Here is a 22,463-nt window from a genome sequence, read left to right on the forward strand (position 1 = left end):
TTGCCGTTTGCTACAACGGGCGCGGATTTTGGCGGGATTTCTTGCCGCATCGGGCAAAGTTGCCGATAATACGCGCCAAAACCACATTATTACCGGAGCAAAAATGGCCGCTTACACCCTGAAAATCGTCCGCAACGGAACGGAAAAAGTCCTGCACACGGCTGCGGGCAAAACTTTGACCGTGCCGGTGGAATATCAAACGCTGTATCAAATCACCAATCCGAAAGGCGAGTTTGTCCCCACGCCGCAAACCCGCGAACAGGGCATGGATTTGTGGGTGTATTTGGGGCGCACCGCCGAAGGTGCGCCCGATGTGGTTTTGCAAAATTATCTGCTCAATTATCCTGTGGTGGACATGCAGCAGTTGGCGCAGATGGGCGGAACGTTTGCCACCGCCGCGCCGCCCGAATATTCGGCTGCCGCTTTGGCTTCGCAGGTCGGTGCGGTACACGGCAAGCCGGCGGGCGTGCCGCTCGGCTTGTTCGGCGCGTTGGGCGCATTGGGGCTGGCGGGCTTGGCGGCTGCCGCATCGTCGGGCAAAAAAGACGGCAAAGACGCCGCGTCCGACCCCAATCCGCCGCCGCCCACCCCGCCCGCCCCGCCGCCCACGCCTGCCGACACCCATGTTTCCAAACCCGTGCTGACGCTTGAAGCGCCTGCCGACATCAACCAAAGCAACCAACACCAAACCCCGACCCTGCGCGGCAGCTTGGGCAACATCGATGCCGACGTCGCCGCCGCCACCCTGACCTTGACCCATTCGGTGGACGGCAAACCAAGCAGCCAAACCTTCACCCTGCCCAATCCGCAGCAATCCGCGTGGACGCTGCCCCTGAACGGCAGCGAATGGACGGCGCAGGGCAGCCGGCACATCGAAGTGTCGGTGCAGGTGCGCGACCGTGCGGGCAATGTTGCCGTTTCCGACAAAAAATCCGTTGATTACCATGTGGATACCGTGTTGAGCCGTCCGGTGGTCAGCGTGTCGGCGCTCGAACCCGTGTCGCGCACGCCGGGCAAAACCACGCAAATCGAAGGCACGGTGGCGCAGGTTGATGCGGACGCGGTCGTGCAAAGTGTTACCGTGATGGTGGGCGGCTCGCCCCATTCCGCCACCGTGCGCGGTCATGCTTGGACGCTCACGCTCGACAACGCCGTGTTGGCGGAACACACCATGCTCACCGCCACCGCCACCGTGCGCGACCGTGCGGGCAACACCGCCACTTCCGCCCCCGCGCCGCAAAACTATACCGTCCACCACGACTACAACATCAATCCCCCGACCATCACGCTCGACCCCGTTGCCGACATCAACCGCGCCAACCAAAACGACAATGTTACCCTGCGCGGCAAACTCACCAACATCGACACCGACATCAGCAATGTGTCGGTAAGCGTAACCGTAAACGGCACGCGCCACGCCGCCACCGTTGCCCCCGACCGCCAAAGCTGGCATGTGCATCTGAACAACCGCGATTTGGCGGCAGAGCAGGGCGAACGAGAGCTTTCCGCCCATCTGAACATCAACGACCCGTCCGGCAACGCCGCCGCCGCTTCCGCACCGCAGCACTACCGTGTCGATACCGTGTTGAACCTGCCGCAGGTAAACATCGAGCCTGTCGGCGAAGTGTCCCGCGATGAAGCGGCGCACACGCCCGTGTCGGTGCGGGTGGGCGCGTTGGATGCGGACGCGCAGGTGGAAACGGTGTCGCTGAACGTAAACGGCAAAAGCGTGTCTGCGACATTCGACACGGCGAGCCAATTGTGGACGGCGAACCTTGCCAATGCCGATTTGCTGGCACAAAACCCGCCGCAGCTTAGCGCCACCGTCCATATTCGCGATGATGCGGGCAACCGCGACAGTGTCGGCGCACAGCGCGATTACACGCTTGCGCCCTTGAATCCGCCGATTCCGCCCGCACCCACCGAATTGACTCCGCCCGCCGTTACCGTTGCGCCCGTCGCCGACATCAACAAAGCCAATGCGCAGCAGGAAACCGTGTTGCGCGGTACGGTGTCGGACATTGATGCCGGTGCGGTGCGGGTCGGCGTTACCGTGTACATCAACGGCACGTCCCAAACCGCCACCCTCGCTCCCGACCAAAGCACTTGGACTTTGTCCGTCCCCAACAGCGTGTTGGCGCAGGTGCAGGAAGCGGGACGGGAAACGGGACACATCCGTGTGGTCGCCCATGTGGAAGACGCTCAGGGCAAAACCGTTTTCTCGCAAGACGGCGCACAGTCGCAAACCACTTATCAGGTTGATACGGTGCTGAATCTGCCGCAAGTAAACATCGAGCCAGTCGGCGAAGTTTCCCGTGATGAAGCGGCGCACACGCCCGTGTCGGTGCGGGTGGGCGCGTTGGACGCAGACGCGCAGGTGGAAACGGTGTTGCTGAACGTAAACGGCAAAAGCGTGTCCGCGACATTCGACACGGCAAGCCAATTGTGGACGGCGAACCTTGCCAATGCCGATTTGCTGGCACAAAATCCGCCGCAGCTTAGCGCCACCGTCCACATTCGCGATGATGCGGGCAACCGCGACAGCATCAACGCACAGCGCGATTACACGCTTGCGCCGCCGCCCGAACCCGAAATCGGCATCCGCATCACCGCGATTGACGGCGACAATGCGGTCGGCAGCGACCGCAATCCCCTGCTGGTACGCATCAAAGGGCGGGTAAACGCCGAATCCGAACCCATGTTCGGTAAAATCCAAAACCGCGAAATGCTGCAAAGCATCGAGCTGAAAATCAACGGCAAAAGCTATGAAGCGGGTTTGAGCAAGCCGGCGGGCGCAAGCAGGGAATACACGTTTTTCGCCGACATTCCCGTTGAAGATTTGCGCGCCGCCAACGGCAAGCTGTTTGCCTATGCCTTTCATTATGCCGACAAGGGCATTTACAATATTGTGTCGGGCAAGGGCTATACACTGGGCGGCGGCAGACCCCTGACCGAAGATTTTGTTACCGTGCGCGGCAAGGTGCAGGCCGCCAACATTGCCCGCTTCAAGGTAAACTTGGACGGCGAAGGTCTGACGGCACTGGGCAGCAGCTACCGTGTCGATGCCGACCGTCTGCCCGCCGCCGTCCAAGCGCAAGTGCGCGGCACGGTAAGCGGCGAAGCACAAGCGGGCGATGCGGTGGCAATCAGCGTAAACGGCAACACGCACCACACCACCGTGCAAAACGACAAAACATTCAGCATCACCCTGCCCGCCGCCGCCCTGCGCGACAATCCGGACAACAGCGTCCGCGCCACCCTGACCGCGCAACGGGACGGCAAAACCCTGACCGCGCAAGACGAAGCCGCCTATGTGTCGGGCAAGCCCCGCGATGCCGCACAAGGACGTGCGGCCGCACACGAAGCCGACCCCGATGCCTTGCCCTATTTTATCCAAAACCTGCGCGCCGAATGGGAACACGACCACCATCACGGACACACCCACACCCGTCCGCCCGTCGATGTCGGCTACCTGCACGACCACGAAGCGGGCACGCCCATTCGGGTGCGCTACCGCTTTTTCGGCGCGGACGACATCGCCAACTTGGACAAGCAAATCCGCGACACGCTCGACCAATGGTTCAAATCACCCATCGGCAGCCACGAGCGTTTCCTGCTGCAACACCGTGTGGACGAATTGACTGCCCTGAAAAACAGCTCGCCCACGCCGTTTTCCGCCGCCGCACAGGCGAAAATGCAGAGTATGCTCCAACACATCAGCGACCACGCTGCGGTAACCTTCGAACACACCCCCGATGCGGGCGAACAAGCCGACCTCATCTTCCACATGAAAGACACCAAAGATGCGGACGGCTACGCCTTTTTCGGCAGCCATGTGTTTTTGAACAAAGACTCGTTTTCGGGCAGAGGCTTTGACGGCAAGGAAAAATTCAACTTCAACACGGCATTGCACGAAGTTTTGCATTCGCTGGGCATGAAACACCCCCACCGCGACAATGAAGACCTGCCCGATGTGCCCTTGATGTCTGCCAACGAAGACCACAAAGGGCTGACGGTGATGTCCTACAATATGGAAGATTTTTCCGAAGCCGACAGCATGCGCGTGTTTGATTTGGCGTATCTGCACTACCGTTTCGGCGTCAATCCCGAGCAGCGCAAAGGCGACGACGTTTACACCTTCAAAGCCTTCAACCGCCGCACCATCGACAACGACGTGTATATTTGGGACGGCGGCGGCATCGACACCTTCGATGCGTCCAATCAGGAACGGGGCGTAACCGTCAATCTCACGCCCGGCTCGTGGATTTACACCGGCGGCAAAACCGACCAATTCGCCATCAGCGCCCACACGCAGTTGAGCGATGCCCAACTGACCGGACAAGCCGGCAAAACCCTGTTTAACGGCATCGGACACCATTTTTACGACAACACCTTCGTATCGGGTCAGGCATTCATCGGCTACGGCACGCAAATCGAAAACCTGATTGGCTCCGCCCACAACGACGTGCTGCACGGCAACCGTGCCGACAACGCCATCTACGGCGGTGCGGGTACGGACGTGCTTTCGGGCGATGCGGGCGACGACTGGCTGGACGGCGGCGCGGGCGCGGACGTGATGGCGGGCGGCTCGGGCAACGACACCTATATTGTCGGCGATGCGGGCGACCGCGTGGTCGAACTGTCGGCGGCGGACGGCACCGACCACGTGTACAGCAGCATCGACTACACACTGGGCGCACACCTTGAACACCTGACCTTGCTCGGCAATGCCCTGAACGCCACCGGCAACGGCTTGGCAAACCGCCTGACCGGCAACAGCGCCGACAACACTCTGGACGGCGGCGCGGGCGCGGACGTACTCACCGGCGGCGCGGGCAAAGACACCTTCGCCTTTACCGCCCTGCTGGACGGCACGGTGGACGAAATCACCGACTTCACCGCCGGCGAAGACACCATCGCCCTGTCGCGCCAAGCCTTCGCCGCATTGAGCGACCAAGCCTCGCTTGCCCGCCACATCGTTTACGACAAACAAAGCGGCGTATTGTCCTACGATGCGGACGGCGCGGAAGGCAATGCCCCCGTTGCCTTTGCCAAAATCGCCGCCAATCTCGACGACGTGCATCAACACATGGTGCTGATTGCCTGATTTTCGCCCCGCCGCCGTGCGGGGCAAGGGCGCTATTTTTGCGATAAAGAACAAGCATCACGGCATTTAAGGCTTGAATTTCCGCCGCCAAAGCCTTATCTTTGCCTGCTTGAACCAACCCACACAACCCATTAATTGAAGGATTTCACACCATGAGCCAACACGTTCTCCACACCACCGATGCCGCTTTCGATGCCGATGTTTTGCAATCCGAAGTGCCTGTTTTGGTGGATTTTTGGGCGCCTTGGTGCGGGCCTTGCCGCGCCATTGCCCCCGTACTCGACCAAATCGCCGAAGAATACGCGGGCAAAGTCAAAATCGTTAAAATGAATGTGGACGAAAACCAAAACGTTCCCACCCAATTCGGTGTGCGCGGCATTCCCACGCTGATGGTGTTTAAAGGCGGCGAACGCGTGGCGACCAAAGTCGGTGCGCTTGCCAAAGCGCAATTGGGCAGTTTTATTGATGACGCAGTGGCATAACGCGCCCGCACGCTGACGAACACAGCCGTTTGTATAAAGAAACAAGCGGTTGTTTTTATTTGGAGAAGGAGAATGACGATGAATGCGGTTTTGGTGGGCGTGTCGGTGATGCTGGCACTGTCGCTGGCGCGGGTGAATGTGGTGTTCGGCTTGGCGGTGGGGGCGTTTGCGGGCGGTTTGGCGGCGGGCATGCCGGTTGCCGATGCGGGCGGGCAAACGGGGGTGTTGACCCATTTTCAAAACGGCTTGGCGGGCGGGGCGAAAATCGCGCTGTCTTATGCGATGTTGGGGGCGTTTGCGATGGCCATCAGCCATTCGGGGCTGCCGCAGCAGTTGGCAAACGGGCTGGTTCGCCGTGCGGGCGCGTCTGCCGCCGATAAAACCAAATGGCTGCTGATGGGCGGTTTGCTGCTGATGGCGGTGATGAGCCAAAATCTGATTCCGATTCACATTGCGTTTATTCCCCTGCTGATTCCGCCCCTGCTGCCCGTGTTCGACCGCATGCGTCTCGACCGCCGCTTGCCCGCGTGTGTGATGACGTTCGGGCTGGTAACGACTTATATGTTTTTGCCCTACGGCTTCGGTCAGATTTTTTTGAATGAGATTTTGTTGGCAAACATCCGCAGCGCGGGCATGCGGGCGGAGCAGGTGAATGTGGTGGCGGCGATGGCGTTGCCGGCGGCGGGCATGGTGTTGGGCTTGGTGTGGGCGTTTTGGCACTACCGCGCCCCGCGTGATTACGCCGCGCCCGCCGGTTCCGCAACCGTACCCGAAGCGGCAACGTCCGCACCCGCGCCCACGCGCTACCGCAGCATGGTGGCGGCGTTGGCGGTGTTGGCGTGTTTTGTCGTGCAATTGGTGTATGACGGCGCATTGCTGCTGGGGGCGATGTTGGGTTTTGCCGTGTTCGTGCTGTTCGGCGTGGTGCGCCGCAGCGAAACCGATGCGGTGTTCACCGCAGGATTCCGCATGATGGCGGCCATCGGGTTTATCATGATTGCGGCGCAGGGCTTTGCCGAAGTGATGAAGGCAACCGGACACATCGATGTGCTGGTGCGCGACAGCATGACATGGTTTGGCGGCAGCAAGGCGCTGGCGGCGGCGGCGATGTTGGCGGTGGGCTTGCTGGTAACGATGGGCATCGGCAGCTCGTTTTCCACCCTGCCGATTATTGCGGCGGTGTATGTGCCTTTGTGCGCCGCTTTGGGGTTTTCACCGTTGGCAACCGTTGCCCTGATTGGCACGGCGGGGGCATTGGGCGATGCCGGTTCGCCCGCGTCCGACTCCACACTGGGCCCGACCGCCGGCTTGAACGCCGACAACCGCCACGACCACATCCGCGACAGCGTGATTCCCACCTTTATCCACTACAACATTCCCCTGTTTGCCGCCGGCTGGCTGGCGGCCATGATATTGTGAGACAACAACATGACCCTGCACGAAACCACCATTTTGGAAGCGCGGCTGGTGGAGCTGGAAATCCGCACCGCCCTGCAAGACGAATTGCTCGCCACCCTCAACGACACAGTGGCACAAATGCGCGACACGCTCGAATTGCAACAGGCGCAATTGCGCTTGCTCTACCGTCGTGTGGAGCAGCAAAACGACAACGGCGCGCCCGCCGCCGTTGCCGAGATTCCGCCGCATTATTAGGCGTGTCATCATTTAAATAGCATAATATAAAACGCCGCACCCCATGCCGGGGTGCGGCGTGTGCCGTGCAAAACGGAAAATTACTGTTCGGCGGCTGCCGCTTCCTGCGACTGCTGATACATGGCATCGAAATTAATCGGCGCAAGCAGCACGGGCGGGAAACCGGCGCGGGTAACGGTGGACGACACCGTTTCACGCGCATAGGGGAACAAAATATTCGGACAGGCAACGCCCAGCAGGATTTTGATGTCTTCTTCGGGAATATTGGACAAACGGAAAATGCCCGCTTGGTTCACTTCGCTCAAAAACACCACGCGCTCGTCTTTCAACGTGGCGGTGATGGTTACGGTAATGCCGCACTCGTAAAAGCCTTCTTCCACCTTTTGGCTGTGGGTGGCAACGCGCATGTCCACTTCGGGGGTTTCCGATTCCAGAAAGATTTGCGGGGCGTGCGGCACTTCCAGCGACAGGTCTTTGACATACAGCTTTTCAATGCTGAAAACGGGTTGGTCTTGTTCTTCACTCATGGGGGATTCCTTGTTGGCTTGACGTCCGCCCGTGTGGCGGCAGACGGGGATAGTGTTTTTCAAAACCCCGCTTTTTATTCAAAATTTGCCGTTTTGTCAAGCCCAAAGTGCGGAAAACGCGGGTGGCGGGAAAAATTTCCGATACAAAACAAGCAGGGAAAAACAGGGGGCTTTCCGATGAAAAGCCCCCGTGCGGCGTTTATTTTGTGTATTCGAGTACGTCTTGCCACGTGCGTTCGGCATCATCGAAAAAGCCGGGCGTGCCTTCAATCATGCCGCCGGGCAATACGGTGGATTCGTCTGCATCAACCGACAAATCGCCACCGGGGGCGCGCAATACGTCGCCTTTGCTGATGTTGGTGCTGCTTTCCAAAATGATGGCGGAGGAAACGTTGCGCCCCGTGCGGTACACCATGGCGTAGCCGATTTCTTCGGTGGGCAGATTGACAAATTGCGAGGCTTTTTTGTCGGGGTTGTTCCACTCGGTTTTCACGATGCGGTTGGGTTTGTACACCGCCAACACCGTACCCGGATTCAAGCCGTCCGCTTCACCTTTGTTGAGAATCAGGGTTTGGGTCATCGCGCTTTCGGAAATGCCGTCCATGATGGAGACGATGCGGGCATCGACTTCGCGGGCGGGCGGGTGCGGCATCATGTTGAACGCGGTGGTCAGCACGGCGGGTTTTTTCAGCAGGTAGTCGCCGCGCAAAATTTCGGAAACGGCGTTGGTCAGGCGCATCGGTTGGGCGGTACGCACGGCAACGCGTTTGTGTCCTTCGCGCACGTAGTATTCGTTGTCGCGCAGTTTTTCGCGCTGTTTGGGCGTCATTTCCTGATTGTCGCGGTTTGCCATGCCGTGGTCGTTGGTTGCCAAGGTGGCGGCTTCGCCGCTAAATTCCACCAAACGCCCCAGCGATTTGCCGGTAACGGGGTCTTTCAGTTCTTCTTTGACGCGGTACACCAGATAGGTGCCGGAATCAACGGGCCCGTCTGCGTAAATGCGGTCGTTGGTGGTGTAGAGCGTGCGCCCGTCTTCGCCCGCCACAATGCGCGGCGCGTGTGCCAGCTCTTCTTCGCTGACAAACTGCGGGTGCTTCATAAACAGGCGGTAGAAATCGACATTGATGGTGGGAATGCCCGTTTCGCCGTCTAAATCCACCACGCGCGGGCCGAGCTTGACGGTGGGAATGCCGCCGGTGCTGCTGCCGGCGCGGCCGCGTTTGGCGCGTTTTTTGGCGGTGAGTACGGGACGGCCGTTGATGTAGGTGAGATACAGCTCCTGCCCCGGATAAATCAGGTGCGGATTGCGCACCTTGCTGCGGTTTACGTTCCACAGCGACGGCCACTGCCACGGGCGGTACAGATATTTTCCGGAAATGTCCCACAGCGTGTCGCCCTGTTTCACCACATAACGCGCCGGCGCGTTGGGTTTGACCTTGAGCTTGGACTTGGACGCGGCCTGCGCGGGTGCGGCAACCGCCACGCCGACGGCGCAAAACAAAACGGTAAGGTGCTTGTGCATGATGGCCCCTGAAGATTGACAATTGACAAATAACCGCAATAATAGAGCATTTCTATGGATTTGTGCCAGTTTTTATGATATTTTCCGCAAAGAGCATGACGCGCTTGCGACACACAGGCGCCATTATTTTTCAGAAAGGAAATCCGAAAATGGCATTATTGGCGATTTTGCAGTATCCGGACGAGCGGCTGCACAAGGTTGCCCGTCCCGTGCAGACGGTGGACGAACGCATCCGCACGCTGGCGGCAGACATGGCGGAAACCATGTACGAAGCGCGGGGCATCGGCTTGGCGGCCACGCAGGTGGACGTACACGAACGGGTGGTGGTGATTGACCTGTCGGAAGAGCGCAATGCCCTGATGGTGCTGGTCAATCCCGTGATTACGCACAAAGAAGGGCAAACCGTGTACGAAGAAGGCTGTTTGTCCGTTCCCGGTATTTACGACAAAGTTACCCGTGCCGAGCGCATCACCGCCGAATATCTGGATTTGGACGGCAACCGGCAAACCATCGATACGGACGGTTTGCTGGCGATTTGCATTCAGCACGAAATCGACCATTTGGACGGCAAAGTGTTTGTGGAATACCTGTCGCCGCTCAAGCAGAACCGCATCCGTACGAAAATCAAAAAACGCAACCGCGAAGCCTAGCAGGTTTGATATAATCGCGCTTTGCACACACGATTGATTGTTTTTACAGGAGTGATGATGATGAACGAACCGCAACAGTCCGTTTCCGATTACACCAGCACCCTCAACCCTGCCGAGCGGCAGGCGGCGGTGTTGAACAAAACCTATACTCTGCTGGCGGCGTCTTTTCTGCCCTGTGCGGCAGGGGCGTTTGTCGGCATGGTGTTTAATCCTTTGGCGGCCATCGGCAATATGTGGGTGGCGATTGGGGTGATGTTTGCCTTTTTCTACGGCATGTGTTTTGCCATCGAGAAAAACCGCTACAGCACCACCGGCGCGGTGTTGCTGATGGTGTTCACTTTCGGCATGGGCGTGCTGTTGAGCGGGCTGCTCGCCCGCGCGGGCATGTACCGCAACGGCGGCGAACTCATCGCCACCGCCGCCGTGATGACCGCCGCCGTGTTTTTCACGATGGCGGCGCTCGCCCGCCGCGCCAACATCAACACCCAAGCTCTGGGCAAATTTTTGCTGACCGGCGGCATCGTGCTGATGGTCGGCGTGGTGGCGAACTTGTTTTTCCAACTGCCCGTGTTGAGTCTCACCATCGCCGGCGGCTTTGTCGTCTTCAGCTCGCTGATGATTATGTGGCAAATCCGCAGCGTGATTGAAGGCGGCGAAGACAGCCACATCAGCGCCGCGCTTACCATTTTCATTTCCATTTACAACCTGTTCAGCAGCCTGCTGCAACTGCTGTTGGCGTTTGCCGGCGACGATTGAACGGCGTTTTTGCCCCTGCGGGCAGACCGGCAAAGCACCGGTCTGCCCGTATTTTTCACGACTGCCGCCAATTGACACTTTATTGCAAAAAGGTTAGAATAGACGGTTTCTATATTTACCGAATTTATTGGAATTTCCCCTATGAAAACCTTTTCAGCGAAACCGCACGAGGTGCAACGCGAATGGTTTGTCATCGATGCCGAAGACAAAGTACTCGGCCGCGTGGCAGCCGAAGTTGCCCGCCGTCTGCGCGGCAAACACAAGCCCGAATATACCCCCCACGTGGACACCGGCGACTACATTATCGTCATCAACGCCGACAAACTGCGCGTAACCGGCAACAAATTTGAAGGCAAAAAATATTACCGCCACTCCGGTTTTCCCGGCGGCATCTACGAGCGCACTTTCCGCCAAATGCAGGAAAAATTTCCCGGCCGCGCTTTGGAAAAAGCCGTTAAAGGCATGCTGCCCAAAGGCCCTTTGGGTTACGCCATGATTAAAAAACTGAAAGTGTATGCCGGTGCCGAGCACCAGCACGCCGCCCAACAACCCAAAGCTCTGGAAATTTAAGGACGCGCCATGAACGGAAAATACTACTACGGCACCGGCCGCCGCAAAAGCTCTGTCGCCCGCGTGTTCCTGCAAAAAGGCACAGGTCAAATCATCGTAAACGGCCGTCCCGTTGACGAATTTTTCTCCCGCGAAACCAGCCGCATGGTGGTGCGCCAGCCTTTGGTGCTGACCGAAAACGCCGAAGCCTTCGACATCAAAGTCAATGTAAGCGGCGGCGGCGAAACCGGTCAATCCGGTGCAATCCGCCACGGCATTACCCGCGCCCTGATTGACTACGATGCCGCTTTGAAACCGGCATTATCGCAAGCGGGCTTCGTTACCCGCGATGCGCGTGAAGTGGAACGTAAAAAATTCGGTCTGCGCAAAGCACGCCGCGCCAAGCAGTTCTCCAAACGTTAATCCGTTTGTTTTTCCTACCCCGCAGCCACGCGCTTCGGGGTATTTTCATGTGGGCAGATTGAGCAAAACGGCGGTGATGTCGTCCGGCAAAATCCGCAGGGTTTTCTGCTTGATGTGCGGGGCGATGCCGCGATAATAGGCTTCGGCAACCGAAGCGGTAATGGTGGCGACCGCCGCCGTATTGCCGCCCAACGACACCGCCAAGCGCAAAGCGTCTTCAAACGTTTCGCTGTCCAAAAACGCGCACAGCGCGGGCGGAACGATGTCGGGGCTGTTGTGGTGGAAGCGGTAGCCTTCGCGCACGCGGGCAATGCTGCGCCCGACATCATAGCCGAACAGCCGTGCCGTGTTGTCGCGGATAAACGCCTTGCTCTCGCCCGTGCGCGCCCAAAAAATGGCTGCCGCCACCGCTTGCGCCCCCTTGATGCCTTCGGTGTGGTCGTGGGTGACGGCGGCGCTGTCGCACGCGAAATTCAGCGTTTCCGAAAGCGAATTGAACGCCCAACCCACCGCCGATACCCGCATCGCCGCCCCCGCGCCCAAGCTGCCGTAAGGCTCGGGGTCGCCCTGCCACAGCCAACTGCCAAAATGCAGGCTGTACGGGTCGTGCGGATGTGGATAACGCCGACACCATTTTTGCAGAAACACGGCAGGACTTTGGCTGCAACCGTGCAAAATCCAATCGCCCACCGCCGCCGTGCAGATGGTTGCCGTGCCGTAGGTGCTGTGGTGGTCGAACCAAGCGCAAGGGCGGGCTTTTTGCCCGTCTGCGCCGCGTAAGCCGATAATATTGCCGATGGCTGCGCCAAGCATTCAACTTATCCCTTAAATTTTCGATTAAACAGCATTATATAGCATTTGCTGCCCGAGCCGACAAATCTTGTGCGGGCATTTGCGCGATACGCCCCTTATGCTACACTCACGGCTTTTCCGTTCGGGCGACAAAACCATATGGCAGGCAATTCTTTCGGACAACTGTTCCGCATCACCACCTTCGGCGAAAGCCACGGCGCGGCGCTGGGCTGCATTATAGACGGCTGCCCGCCGCAACTGCCCCTGTGCGAAGCCGACATTCAAACCGACCTCGACCGCCGCAAACCCGGCACCAGCCGCCACGTTACCCAACGCCGCGAAGCCGACCAAGTGGAAATCCTGTCGGGCGTGTTTGAAGGCAAAACCACCGGCACGCCGATTGCCCTGCTGATTCGCAACACCGACCAGCGCAGCAAAGACTACGGCAACATCGCCCGACAATTCCGTCCCGGCCACGCCGACTACACCTATTGGCACAAATACGGTATCCGCGATTATCGCGGCGGCGGCCGCAGCTCCGCCCGCGAAACGGCGGCGCGGGTGGCGGCGGGCGCGGTGGCGAAAAAATGGCTGAAACAACAATTCGGCACGACCTTCGTCTGCCACGTTACCCAAATCGGCACGCAAAAAATTGTTTTTGAAAACGAAGATTTTATCGGCGAAAACCCGTTTTTTGCCGCCAACCGCTCGCAAATCGCCGAACTGGAAGCCTATATGGACGGCGTGCGCAAATCTTTGGACAGCGTGGGCGCGAAACTGCATATTGAAGCGCGGAACGTTCCCGTTGGCTGGGGCGAGCCGGTGTTTGACCGTTTGGACGCGGACATCGCCCACGCGCTGATGAGCATCAACGCCGTGAAAGCCGTGTCCATCGGCGCGGGTTTTGACTGCGTGGCGCAACGCGGCAGCGAACACGGCGATGAGTTGTCGCCGCAAGGTTTTTTGTCCAACCACGCGGGCGGCATTCTCGGCGGGATTTCCACGGGGCAAACGATTATTGCCGATTTTGCCGTGAAACCGACCAGCTCCATCGCCACGCCGCGCCAAAGCATTGACGTATCGGGCAATCCCGTAACCCTTGCCACGCACGGGCGGCACGACCCCTGCGTGGGCTTGCGAGCCGCGCCGATTGCGGAAGCGATGTTGGCATTGGTATTGATTGACCACGCCCTGCGCCACCGCGCCCAAAATGCCGGTGTGCGCGTGGACACGCCCGATATTGCTTCGCTAAATAAAAACACAACATTATCAAATGCTAATCCTGATTAATGTGGTGTTGTTGGGTGTGTGTCAAAATGATGACGGCTAAATCATCGTCAGCCAAAAAATAAGCAGGTGGTACGTTTAAAACTTCAGCAATCCGCATCAAAGTAGGCAAATCTGGTTGGTGATGTCCTTTTTCGTAGCGGTTGATGCGGGTGCTGGCAACAAACTCGTCCAAGCCAATGGCTAATCCCAATTTTTCTTGAGTGAGCTTTTGTGCTTGGCGTGCTTCTTTAAAACGTTTGGTAAAGATTTTCTGTAGATTCATGGATTTTGTTTACGGAAAAATCCACAATCTCGTCTATTTTCCCTGCCTTTTTACTACGAATAACGTAGTACTTGGTTTTTTGAGACCAAGTGAGGTACTGAAACATGACAGATGAACAAGAAACCAAATGCCATGCAATCATTCACACGCATGCAGTAGCCGCAGCAGCAGGAAACGCGGTTCCTGTACCAGGCTTGGGCGTAGCGACGGATTTGGTAGCCATGACCACTATGTGTACAAGTTTATGTGCGGTTCTTGGTGGCAGTATTTCAGAAGAAGCAGCAAAAGCCATGGCAATTGCTGCAATCAAAAATACAATGTTGAAACAACCGATTAAAGTAATGGCAAAAGAATTATCCAAACTGATTCCCGGTTTGGGGCAAATCGTTGCACCTGCGGTGTCGGTGGTATTGTTGGAAGCGGCTGGCTGGGTATGGGCAAGGGAACTTGACCAAAAGTTTAACTGATTTTTCATATTTCAACCGTTTGAAACTGAATAAAAGTTTTAAACGGTTTTTTGTTGAGACCAACTTGAATAAACTTGGTGGTGAACGGTACAATCCGCCGTTTTGATTGTCAAACCGTCTGAAATGCCCCACGCCAAAGTCATCACCCGCCCCGTCAATCCGCAAGCCCGCGCCGCGCTGGAACAGGCCGGCACTTCGCCCCTGCTGGCACGCCTGTTTGCCGCGCGGAACGTCTTGTCCGCAGACGAATTGGGCGATTCGCTGTCCGCGTTGCTGCCGCACGGCCAATTAAAAGGCTGCGCCGAAGCCGCGCAGCGTTTGGCGGACGCGGTGCAAAACCATGAAAACATTTTGATTATCGCCGACTACGATGCGGACGGCGCAACCGCCTGCACCGTTGCCCTGAAAGGTTTGCGCGGCATGGGCGCGGCGGCGGATTTTTTCGTGCCGAACCGTTTTGAACACGGCTACGGGCTGACCCCCGAACTTGCCGACATCGCCCGCACGCGCGGCGCACAACTGATTTTAACGGTGGACAACGGCATTTCCAGCCGCGAAGGTGTGGCGCGGGCGCGGGAGCTGGGCATGGACGTGGTGGTTACCGACCACCACGTTGCCGGACGCTATGTGCCTGATTGCATTATTGTCAATCCCAACCAGCAGGGCTGCGCGTTTCCGAGCAAAAACTTGGCGGGCGTGGGCGTGATTTTTTATGTTTTGACCGCGTTGCGGGCGGAACTGCGCGGGCGCGGTCATTTTTCAGGCAGCCTGCGCGAACCGAATTTGGCGGAACTGCTGGATTTGGTGGCATTGGGGACGGTGGCGGACGTGGTGCCGCTAGACCGCAACAACCGCATTCTCGTTTCGCAAGGTTTGAAACGGATGCGCGCGGGAAAAATGTGTTGCGGCATCAAAGCATTGTTTGAAGCGGCGCGGCGCGACCCGCGCAAAGCGCAACCGTTTGACATGGGGTTCGGCTTGGGGCCGCGCCTGAACGCGGCGGGGCGTTTGGACGATATGACGGTGGGCATCGCCTGCCTGTTGGCGGAAAATGACGAAACCGCACAACAACTTGCCGCCAAACTCAATTCGCTCAACCAAGCCCGCCAAGAAATCGAGCAAGGCATGTTGGCGGACGTGTTGGCGGATTTTCCCGCCGCGCTGCCTGCGGAACAAATGACTTTGTGCGCCTACCGCGCCGATTTCCATCAGGGCGTAACCGGCATTGTGGCGGGGCGTTTGAAAGAGCGTTTTTACCGCCCGACTTTCGTGTTTGCACCGGCGGGCGGCGGCGAAGTGCGCGGTTCGGGGCGTTCTTTGGCGGGCTTGCATTTGCGCGATGTGGTGGACACCATCGCCAAGCGTTGTCCGGATTTGATTTCGCGTTTCGGCGGACACGCGATGGCGGCGGGTTTGAGTATGCGCGAAGACGGTTTGGCGGAATTTGAACGCGCCTTTGAACAGGTGGTGCGCGAAACGGCGGACGAAAGCCTGTTGGCGCAAACTTATCTGACGGACGGCAGTTTGGACGCTGCCGATTTGACTTTGCCCTGCGCCCGCGAGTTGGCGCAACCCGTTTGGGGGCAGGGCTTTCCGCCGCCGAGTTTTGCCGATGAGTTCGGCGTGTCGCGGCAGCAGCGTTTGGGCGGCGACAAGCAACACGTCAAGGCGTGGCTGCACAAGGACGGCGGCGAATACGAGGCGATGTTTTGGCGTTGCGAAACGGATTTGCCTGCGCGGGTGCGCGTGGTGTACCGCCCGACTGTGAACGAGTGGCGCGGCAATGAGGAGTTGCAGCTTTATGCGGAATATTGGGAGGCGGCGTAGGGCATTCGGGTTGAAACTTCCATCAATTTAAAATAGAATGACAAATCTATGCTTCACAAGCGCGAAGCAGACGGCAAAGCTGCCGGCTTGCCGGAACACTTCACGATTTTCCCCAAACCTGATTCGCGGCAGATGTCGGGGCATTTCATCATCTATGAAAATCAATGAAATACCACAATCGGGTGTTTCATTGATTTTCGTTTGCACATGATGGTGCGGTCGAAAAGCTGCCGGCCAACCGAAAGGAACCGTATTTTATGTTGTCCAAAAATGTGAAACCGCTCGCGTGGTTGCTGTGTTCGCTGTTTGCCCATCAGGCTGCGGCTTCGGGCTACCATTTCGGCACACAATCCGTCAGCGCCCAAAGCAGTGCCAATGCCAACGCGGCGGAAGCAGACGATGCCACCACCGTGTTTGCCAACCCCGCCGGCGTGGCGACACTGGAAAACCATCAGGTTTCCGCCGCGCTGAACGTGGTGGTGCCGCACATTCATTATCATCAGGCGCAAGCCGTACATTTAAACGGCGGCACGCCCGTGCAAGGCAGCACTTCGGGCAAAATCACGGTGGGTGCGGCAGTGGTACCGCATCTGTACGGCGCATACAAAATCAACGACCGTTTCGGCTTGGGCTTGGGCGTGTACACGCCGTTTGCTTCCGGCACGGAATACGATAAAGATTCGGTGTTGCGCTACAATATGAACAAACTGGGGCTGGCCACCATTGCGTTTGAACCCGTGCTGGCGGTGAAAGCGGGCGAACGCCATGCCTTCGGCGTGGGCGTGGTTGCCCAGCATTCGCGGGCGCAATTGCGCAAATTTGCCGATTGGAACGCATCGGGCGCGTTCGACCCTGCCGTAAAAGCGGCAACGCGCAATCCCGCCGCCACCGCCAACGGCAAGGCAGACGGCTACGCCGAAGTGGAAGGCACAGACTGGGGCTTCGGCTACCATTTGGGCTGGCTGTTCGACATCAACGAACGCGTCCGTGTCGGCGCGAATTACCGTTCGCAGGTATCGCACACGCTCAAAGGCAAGGCAAAATGGCATTACGACACCTCCGCCGGTTCGGTGTTTGCCACCTCCAATCCCGTTCCCACCCCTGCCGGCAATCTGCCCCTCGCCGCCGTGGCAAAAGCGCAAGTCGCCGCCAACGGCTATGTGCCTGAAGAAAACGCCTCCGTCAAAATCGTTACCCCCGAATCCTTGTCGGTGCACGGCATGTTCAAAGCCAACGACAAGCTCGACCTGTTCGGCGATGTTACTTGGACGCGCCACAGCCGTTTCAAAAACGCCACATTGAAATTTGAAAATGCCAAAAACATCGGCCCGGCAGGGCGTTCCGACCAAACCCGTTTGAATCCCGATTGGCGCGACACGGTGCGGGTGTCGCTGGGCGGGGCGTACCGCGTGAGTGCGCCTTTGCAGTTGCGGGCGGGGGTGGCGTTCGACCAAAGCCCCGTGCGTCATGCGGGCAAACGCTTGAATACCCTGCCGGACGGCAACCGCATTTGGTGGTCGGCGGGGGCGAAATACACGCTCAAAGACAAGCATGTGTTTGATGTTGCCTACAGCCACATCCACATCAACGACACGTCCATGCGTGCCGCACCGGCAACGGGGCGCGATGTGGACAGCAAAGGCGCGTCTTCGGCGAAGTTTAAAAATTATGCCAATATTCTCGGGGCGCAATACACCTACCGTTTTTAAGCCCTGTGTGTCGGGGCGTGCCGTCCGTTGGGCGGAACGCCCGCATGGTCATGCCCGCGCCGTTGCTGTTGTCATCGGCGCGGTCGGTTTATTTGGGCGGTGAACGGCGGAGTTTTGCGGCACAATCTGATAAAATAGGGCTTTGCGCCAAAGAAAGAGCGTTGTGATGAGTGAAAACTGTATTTTCTGCAAAATCGTTGATAAGCAGATTCCCGCATCGGTGGTGTACGAAGATGATGAGTTGCTGTGTTTCAAAGACATCAATCCTTCCGCACCCGTGCATTTGCTGTTGATTCCGAAAGTGCATTTGGCATCGTTGGCAGATGCGGGGGCGGAGCATGCGGATTTGTTGGGCAAGATGATGGTGCGCGTGCCGCAAATCGCCCGCGACAACGGTTTGCACGCGGGTTTTAAAACCCAAATCAATACGGGCAGGGGCGGCGGTCAGGAGGTGTTTCATTTGCATGTGCATGTTTTGGGTACGCCTGCGCCCGGGTTGGATTGAAGTAAAGTGTAAAGAAAGGAATGATGATGGGATTGACGTCTGTTTGGCATTGGCTGGTGGTGTTGGTGGTGGTGTTGGCGGTGTTCGGCACGAAAAAGCTGCGTAATGTCGGGCGCGATTTGGGCGGGGCGGTACACGATTTTAAGGAGGGCTTGGAAAAGGGCAGTGCCGATGCCGATAAGGCAGACAAGCCCGATGCCGCTCAAGCCGCTACGCCCGAAAAAACCGACAAATCCGCATAATGTTTGATTTCGGCTTCAGCGAAATGCTGGTGGCGGGTGCGGTGGCGTTGGTGGTGTTGGGGCCCGAGCGTTTGCCCAAGGCGGCGCGGACGGCGGGCGAGTGGGTCGGCAAAATCCGCCGTATGGCAGGCAATGTGAAAAGCGAGTTGGCGCGTCAGGACGAGTATGCGCAGTTGGCGAAAATCAAGTCGGAGTTTGAAAGTGCGGCATCGGGCATTCGCGAAGGTTTGCACGATGCTTTGCCCGCGTGGGAGCGTTTGCCCGAGCCGCACACGCCCGCCGATTTCGGTGTGGACGATGAGGGCGCACCTTTGGCAAAGGTTGGGGGATTGCAGGTGAAATCCGTGTACAAACAGTCTTTGGAAAAGAAACGCGCCCGCCGCCGTGCCGTGCCGCGTGTGAGGGTGCGCCGATGACCGACCACGCCGAACAGCCTTTGTCTGCGCATTTGTTGGAGTTGCGCCGCCGTTTGTTGTGGGCGGGCGGCGGTGTTTTGCTGTGCCTGTTGGCGATGCTGCCTTGGGCGCAGGATATTTATACTTTGATTGCCAAGCCTTTGTTGGCGGCGCTGCCCCCGCAAAGCGGCATGATTGCCACCGATGTTACCGCGCCCTTGTTTGTGCCTTTGAAGGTAACGCTGGTGGCGGCGGTGCTGGTGTCGCTGCCGCACACGCTTTATCATCTGTGGGCGTTTGTCGCGCCCGCGCTCTACCGCAAGGAAAAACGCCTGATTGTGCCTTTGCTGGTGTCCAGCGTGTTGCTGTTTGCTTTGGGCATGGCGTTTTGTTATTTTCTGGTGTTTCCCGCCGCGTTCCGCTTTTTGGCGGCGATGACGCCCGACGGGGTGAACATGGCAACCGACATCAGCAGTTATCTGTCGTTTGTGTTGGGCATGTTTTTGGCATTTGGAGCGGCGTTTGAAGTGCCGGTGGCGGTGGTGCTGCTGTATGGTGCGGGCGTGGTGTCGTTGGCGGCGTTGCGGGCAGCGCGTCCGTATGTGGTGGTGGGCGCGTTTGTGGTGGCGGCGGTGGTTACCCCGCCCGACATTCTTTCGCAGGTGATGTTGGCGGTGCCGATGCTGGCGTTATACGAAATCGGTCTGCTGGTGTGCCGCAGCATTCGCCGCGACCCTTCAGAAAGCTAAAAAAACACCCCGAAGCTGTGGATTCGGGGTGTTTGCCGTTATTTATCGTGAATGATTCGCACGGATAAAGCCGTATCGAACGGGCAATCAACACCATCTCCGCCATTCACGCGCAGGGGAATCCGAACAATCCTGTTGAACATAACGTCTTCAAATGGTGAAAACGGATTGCTGCCTGCGCGGGCATGACGGCGGTTGATGACGCGCCATCGGGTTTACTGCTTGGGCTGCTTGGCTGCGCCGAACGCGCCGCCTTTCACATCGGTCGGGTGGTGGAACGTTCCCGCCATTTCTGCGGCTTTATCGCCGTAAAACGCGCCTTTGGTAACGAAGCCACTCTTGTTGTCCGTGCCGGAAAAACGCCCGTTGGCTTCAATATTGGCGGAAAGCTCCGCACGGTGTTTGCCGGCGGTAACCGTACCGCTTAATTTTTTCGCATCAAAATCCACCGTAAAGCTGGAATCGGCGGTAATAGGGCCCTCTGTTTCATACGAGGCATACACGGCATGACCGCGATAGCCCTGATTGCCCGTATCCAAAGTTACACTCGGCGTGCCTTGTGCGAAAAAATATTGCTTTCTTTGTGAATCGGGAATACCTGTATTGAAATCGGGCGTTTTGGCAATCCAGCCGTAGCGGGCGTGCTGCAAATGTCTGCCAATCAGAACTTTATGGTCGCCATCTTGAATATTGATGAACTTGTCGGCTTGGCGGTGGGGCAGTTGCAGGGAGATATTTTGACCGTCCACGCGCAAGCTGTCCAAAGTGCCGTTTACCGCGATGTCGCCCGGTGTTATGGAATTGATAATTCTGTAGGGGAGGCGCAGAAAGTTGCCTTCGATTTTCACCAAAGGATTGGTGTTGTTGGCATTGGCAGAGCTGCCGGAATTGCCCGTATTGGCAGAAGAATGATTGCCCGAACCGCCCGTGTTGGCAGAAGGATTGCTGCCCGAATTGGCGCTGCTTGAATGGTGGGACGGCTTTTTGGGCGCAGGCGATGAACCGCCGCTACTGCTGCTGCACGCTGCCAGCAATGCGCTTGCCGCCAGTATGCCCAGCAGCTTTAATTTGGATTGGATTGGATTGGATTGGATTGGATTGGATTGGATTGGATTGGATTGGATTGGATTGTACCATGACGTTCTCCATATTAACAAAAATCAAAACATTGCCCAAGCAAAAATTCTACTACATGAAACAAGAAGATGCAAGCGCGTGGGCATGGTGCTATCATGCGCGGTTTTGAAAAGGGCTGATTTGATGCGCGATTTTTGGCGAACGCACGGCGCGGGTTTGCTGCTGACGGCAGCTTTGGCGGCAGCGTGTACGGCATTGGCACGACTGCCTGCACTGCAACAGGCAGGCATCGGGGTGCTGACGGTGGCGATGGTGGCGGGCATGGTGTTGGGCAACACCGTGTTTGCGCGGGTGGCGGCACAAACGGGCGCGGGGGTGGATTTTGCGCGGACGCGCCTATTGCGTTTGGGGGTGGTGTTTTACGGCTGGCGCATTACCTTTGCCCAAATCGTGCAGGTGGGTTGGGCGGGGCTGTTGCTCGATGTGCTGATGATGGCGGCAACTTTTGCGCTGGCATGGCAGATGGGGCGGCGTTTGGGGGTGGACGAAGACACGACGATTTTAATCGGCACGGGGGCTTCGGTATGCGGTGCGGCGGCGGTGATGGGGGCAGAACCTGTGGTGAAGGCAGACGCGCACAAAACGGCGGTGGCGGTGGCAACGGTGGTGGTGTTTGGCACGGTGGCAATGTTTGCCTATCCGCTTGCCTATGCTTTTTTGGGCATGGACGAATATGCCTACGGGCTGTATGTCGGCGCAACGGTGCATGAAGTGGCGCAAGTGGTGGTGGCGGGGCAGGCGGTGGGCGAGACGGCGGCGGCGGTGGCGGTGATTGAAAAGATGTTGCGGGTGTTGCTGCTCGCGCCGTTTTTGTTGCTGCTCGGGGCATGGCTGGCGCGGCGCAGACCGCACACGCACGGCGGCGGGCAAAAATGGGTGTTGCCTTGGTTTGTATTGGGTTTTGCGGCGGTGGCGGGCATCAACTCGCTGGGGGTGCTGCCGCAAACTTGGGTGGATTATTTGGTGGAAGCGGATTTGTTTGTGCTGGCGATGGCGATGTCGGCACTGGGTTTGCGGACACAGGCTGCGGCGGTGCGGCAGGCGGGAGCGAAACCTTTGCTGTTGGCGGCGGTATTGGCACTGTTTTTGGCGGCGGGCGGGTATGTGCTGAACACGGCGGTGTTGGTACTGTTTGCGTAAGGCAAAGCAATGCCGTAGAAAATCAAGCATAACAACACGCCCTTATTCCCGTGTGCGGGGGATAAGGGCGTGTTGCCATTTAAATGTTTGGTGCAATAAAAAATGCCGTTATTCCTGCAAATGCGGGAATCCATTGCGCGAGACTGGCAAACGATGTTTTATCAAGGTTTGTCGTGCTTCGGCTTTGATTCCCGCCGGTGCGGGAATGACGGCGTTGTAACTTTCCGGTTAATTGACGACACGCCCTAATGATGGGGCGGGTTTTCCGACAATCAGCGA

General features: G+C 57.9%; 23 protein-coding genes. 17 read left to right on the top strand and 6 right to left on the bottom strand.

The genetic code is table 11. The features are described from left to right. Window positions 1-103 precede the first annotated feature (103 nt). The 4 genes from G392_RS13060 to G392_RS0107005 all read left to right on the top strand — a co-directional run bounded on the left by G392_RS13060 (window position 104) and on the right by G392_RS0107005 (window position 7,242). Window positions 104-5,107: a M10 family metallopeptidase C-terminal domain-containing protein gene (locus tag G392_RS13060; RefSeq protein ID WP_051255627.1), complete on the top strand. Its 5,004-nt coding sequence runs from the start codon at window positions 104-106 to the stop codon at window positions 5,105-5,107. A 152-nt stretch (window positions 5,108-5,259) separates the two neighbouring features. Further along, window positions 5,260-5,589: a thioredoxin TrxA gene (trxA, locus tag G392_RS0106995; RefSeq protein ID WP_027009675.1), complete on the top strand. Its 330-nt coding sequence runs from the start codon at window positions 5,260-5,262 to the stop codon at window positions 5,587-5,589. A 78-nt stretch (window positions 5,590-5,667) separates the two neighbouring features. Then, entirely contained in the window at window positions 5,668-7,008 is a 1,341-nt protein-coding gene (locus G392_RS0107000; protein ID WP_027009676.1) for a Na+/H+ antiporter family protein, read from the top strand. A 9-nt stretch (window positions 7,009-7,017) separates the two neighbouring features. Continuing rightward, entirely contained in the window at window positions 7,018-7,242 is a 225-nt protein-coding gene (locus G392_RS0107005; RefSeq protein ID WP_027009677.1) for a SlyX family protein, read from the top strand. A gap of 80 nt (window positions 7,243-7,322) precedes the next feature. Here the strand turns inward: G392_RS0107005 and secB are convergent, their stop codons facing one another. Next, window positions 7,323-7,769, bottom strand: coding sequence for a protein-export chaperone SecB (gene secB / locus G392_RS0107010; protein ID WP_027009678.1), 447 nt, complete (start codon window positions 7,767-7,769; stop codon window positions 7,323-7,325). Window positions 7,770-7,968: 199 nt separating this feature from the next. Then, window positions 7,969-9,291 carry a LysM peptidoglycan-binding domain-containing protein gene (locus tag G392_RS12390; RefSeq protein ID WP_084165945.1) on the bottom strand — a complete coding sequence of 441 codons (1,323 nt, stop codon included), beginning with the start codon at window positions 9,289-9,291 and terminating at the stop codon, window positions 7,969-7,971. Between the two features lie 149 nt (window positions 9,292-9,440). Between G392_RS12390 and def the strand changes: the two genes are divergently transcribed. From def to rpsI, 4 genes are all read left to right on the top strand, one after another. After that, window positions 9,441-9,941 (top strand): peptide deformylase, encoded by a 501-nt coding sequence (def, locus tag G392_RS0107020; RefSeq protein WP_027009679.1) that lies wholly within the window; start codon window positions 9,441-9,443, stop codon window positions 9,939-9,941. Window positions 9,942-10,001: 60 nt separating this feature from the next. Next, window positions 10,002-10,697 (top strand): Bax inhibitor-1 family protein, encoded by a 696-nt coding sequence (locus G392_RS0107025; RefSeq protein WP_027009680.1) that lies wholly within the window; start codon window positions 10,002-10,004, stop codon window positions 10,695-10,697. A 141-nt stretch (window positions 10,698-10,838) separates the two neighbouring features. Then, a complete protein-coding gene (gene rplM, locus G392_RS0107030) occupies window positions 10,839-11,267 on the top strand; it encodes a 50S ribosomal protein L13 (RefSeq protein ID WP_027009681.1) in 429 nt (142 codons plus the stop codon). Window positions 11,268-11,276: 9 nt separating this feature from the next. Then, window positions 11,277-11,669: a 30S ribosomal protein S9 gene (gene rpsI, locus G392_RS0107035; RefSeq protein ID WP_027009682.1), complete on the top strand. Its 393-nt coding sequence runs from the start codon at window positions 11,277-11,279 to the stop codon at window positions 11,667-11,669. 45 nt (window positions 11,670-11,714) lie between these two features. Here the strand turns inward: rpsI and G392_RS0107040 are convergent, their stop codons facing one another. Further along, the gene (locus tag G392_RS0107040) at window positions 11,715-12,482 is read right to left on the bottom strand and encodes an ADP-ribosylglycohydrolase family protein (protein WP_027009683.1); all 768 of its coding nucleotides are present in this window, start codon (window positions 12,480-12,482) and stop codon (window positions 11,715-11,717) included. 138 nt (window positions 12,483-12,620) lie between these two features. Between G392_RS0107040 and aroC the strand changes: the two genes are divergently transcribed. Then, window positions 12,621-13,751 (top strand): chorismate synthase, encoded by a 1,131-nt coding sequence (aroC, locus tag G392_RS0107045; RefSeq protein ID WP_027009684.1) that lies wholly within the window; start codon window positions 12,621-12,623, stop codon window positions 13,749-13,751. On the opposite strand, the gene G392_RS0107050 is transcribed toward aroC, so the two are convergent. After that, on the bottom strand, window positions 13,738-14,013 hold the full coding sequence (locus G392_RS0107050) for a helix-turn-helix domain-containing protein (protein ID WP_027009685.1): 276 nt from the start codon (window positions 14,011-14,013) through the stop codon (window positions 13,738-13,740). The two genes, aroC and G392_RS0107050, sit on opposite strands and share 14 nt — an antisense overlap. Window positions 14,014-14,117: 104 nt before the next feature. Between G392_RS0107050 and G392_RS0107055 the strand changes: the two genes are divergently transcribed. From G392_RS0107055 to tatC, 7 genes are all read left to right on the top strand, one after another. Then, window positions 14,118-14,480 (top strand): hypothetical protein, encoded by a 363-nt coding sequence (locus tag G392_RS0107055; RefSeq protein ID WP_027009686.1) that lies wholly within the window; start codon window positions 14,118-14,120, stop codon window positions 14,478-14,480. Between the two features lie 123 nt (window positions 14,481-14,603). Beyond that, complete coding sequence (gene recJ / locus G392_RS0107060) at window positions 14,604-16,307, top strand: single-stranded-DNA-specific exonuclease RecJ (RefSeq protein ID WP_027009687.1); 1,704 nt, start codon at window positions 14,604-14,606, stop codon at window positions 16,305-16,307. Window positions 16,308-16,564: 257 nt separating this feature from the next. Beyond that, window positions 16,565-18,016, top strand: a complete 1,452-nt coding sequence (locus G392_RS0107070) for an OmpP1/FadL family transporter (RefSeq protein ID WP_027009688.1) — start codon at window positions 16,565-16,567, stop codon at window positions 18,014-18,016. A gap of 166 nt (window positions 18,017-18,182) precedes the next feature. Continuing rightward, window positions 18,183-18,521, top strand: a complete 339-nt coding sequence (locus G392_RS0107075) for a histidine triad nucleotide-binding protein (RefSeq protein ID WP_027009689.1) — start codon at window positions 18,183-18,185, stop codon at window positions 18,519-18,521. A 26-nt stretch (window positions 18,522-18,547) separates the two neighbouring features. Then, on the top strand, window positions 18,548-18,763 hold the full coding sequence (gene tatA, locus G392_RS0107080) for a Sec-independent protein translocase subunit TatA (protein WP_027009690.1): 216 nt from the start codon (window positions 18,548-18,550) through the stop codon (window positions 18,761-18,763). Next, window positions 18,763-19,179 carry a Sec-independent protein translocase protein TatB gene (gene tatB, locus G392_RS0107085; RefSeq protein ID WP_027009691.1) on the top strand — a complete coding sequence of 139 codons (417 nt, stop codon included), beginning with the start codon at window positions 18,763-18,765 and terminating at the stop codon, window positions 19,177-19,179. The genes tatA and tatB overlap by 1 nt, the downstream gene beginning before the upstream one ends. After that, window positions 19,176-19,907 (top strand): twin-arginine translocase subunit TatC, encoded by a 732-nt coding sequence (gene tatC, locus G392_RS0107090; protein WP_027009692.1) that lies wholly within the window; start codon window positions 19,176-19,178, stop codon window positions 19,905-19,907. Before tatB ends, tatC begins: the two co-directional genes overlap by 4 nt. 215 nt (window positions 19,908-20,122) lie before the next feature. Here the strand turns inward: tatC and G392_RS12395 are convergent, their stop codons facing one another. Next, the gene (locus G392_RS12395) at window positions 20,123-21,064 is read right to left on the bottom strand and encodes a transferrin-binding protein-like solute binding protein (RefSeq protein WP_156900842.1); all 942 of its coding nucleotides are present in this window, start codon (window positions 21,062-21,064) and stop codon (window positions 20,123-20,125) included. Window positions 21,065-21,167: 103 nt separating this feature from the next. Here G392_RS12395 and G392_RS0107105 point away from each other — a divergent pair, with 103 nt between their 5' ends. After that, on the top strand, window positions 21,168-22,184 hold the full coding sequence (locus tag G392_RS0107105; protein ID WP_034334684.1) for a YeiH family protein: 1,017 nt from the start codon (window positions 21,168-21,170) through the stop codon (window positions 22,182-22,184). A 79-nt stretch (window positions 22,185-22,263) separates the two neighbouring features. Here G392_RS0107105 and G392_RS14065 read toward each other — a convergent pair. Then, window positions 22,264-22,463: hypothetical protein (locus G392_RS14065; RefSeq protein ID WP_211224355.1), on the bottom strand; the 200-nt coding region annotated here is incomplete at its 5' end.

The organism is Conchiformibius kuhniae DSM 17694 (genome assembly GCF_000428785.1).
Taxonomy (GTDB): domain Bacteria; phylum Pseudomonadota; class Gammaproteobacteria; order Burkholderiales; family Neisseriaceae; genus Conchiformibius; species Conchiformibius kuhniae.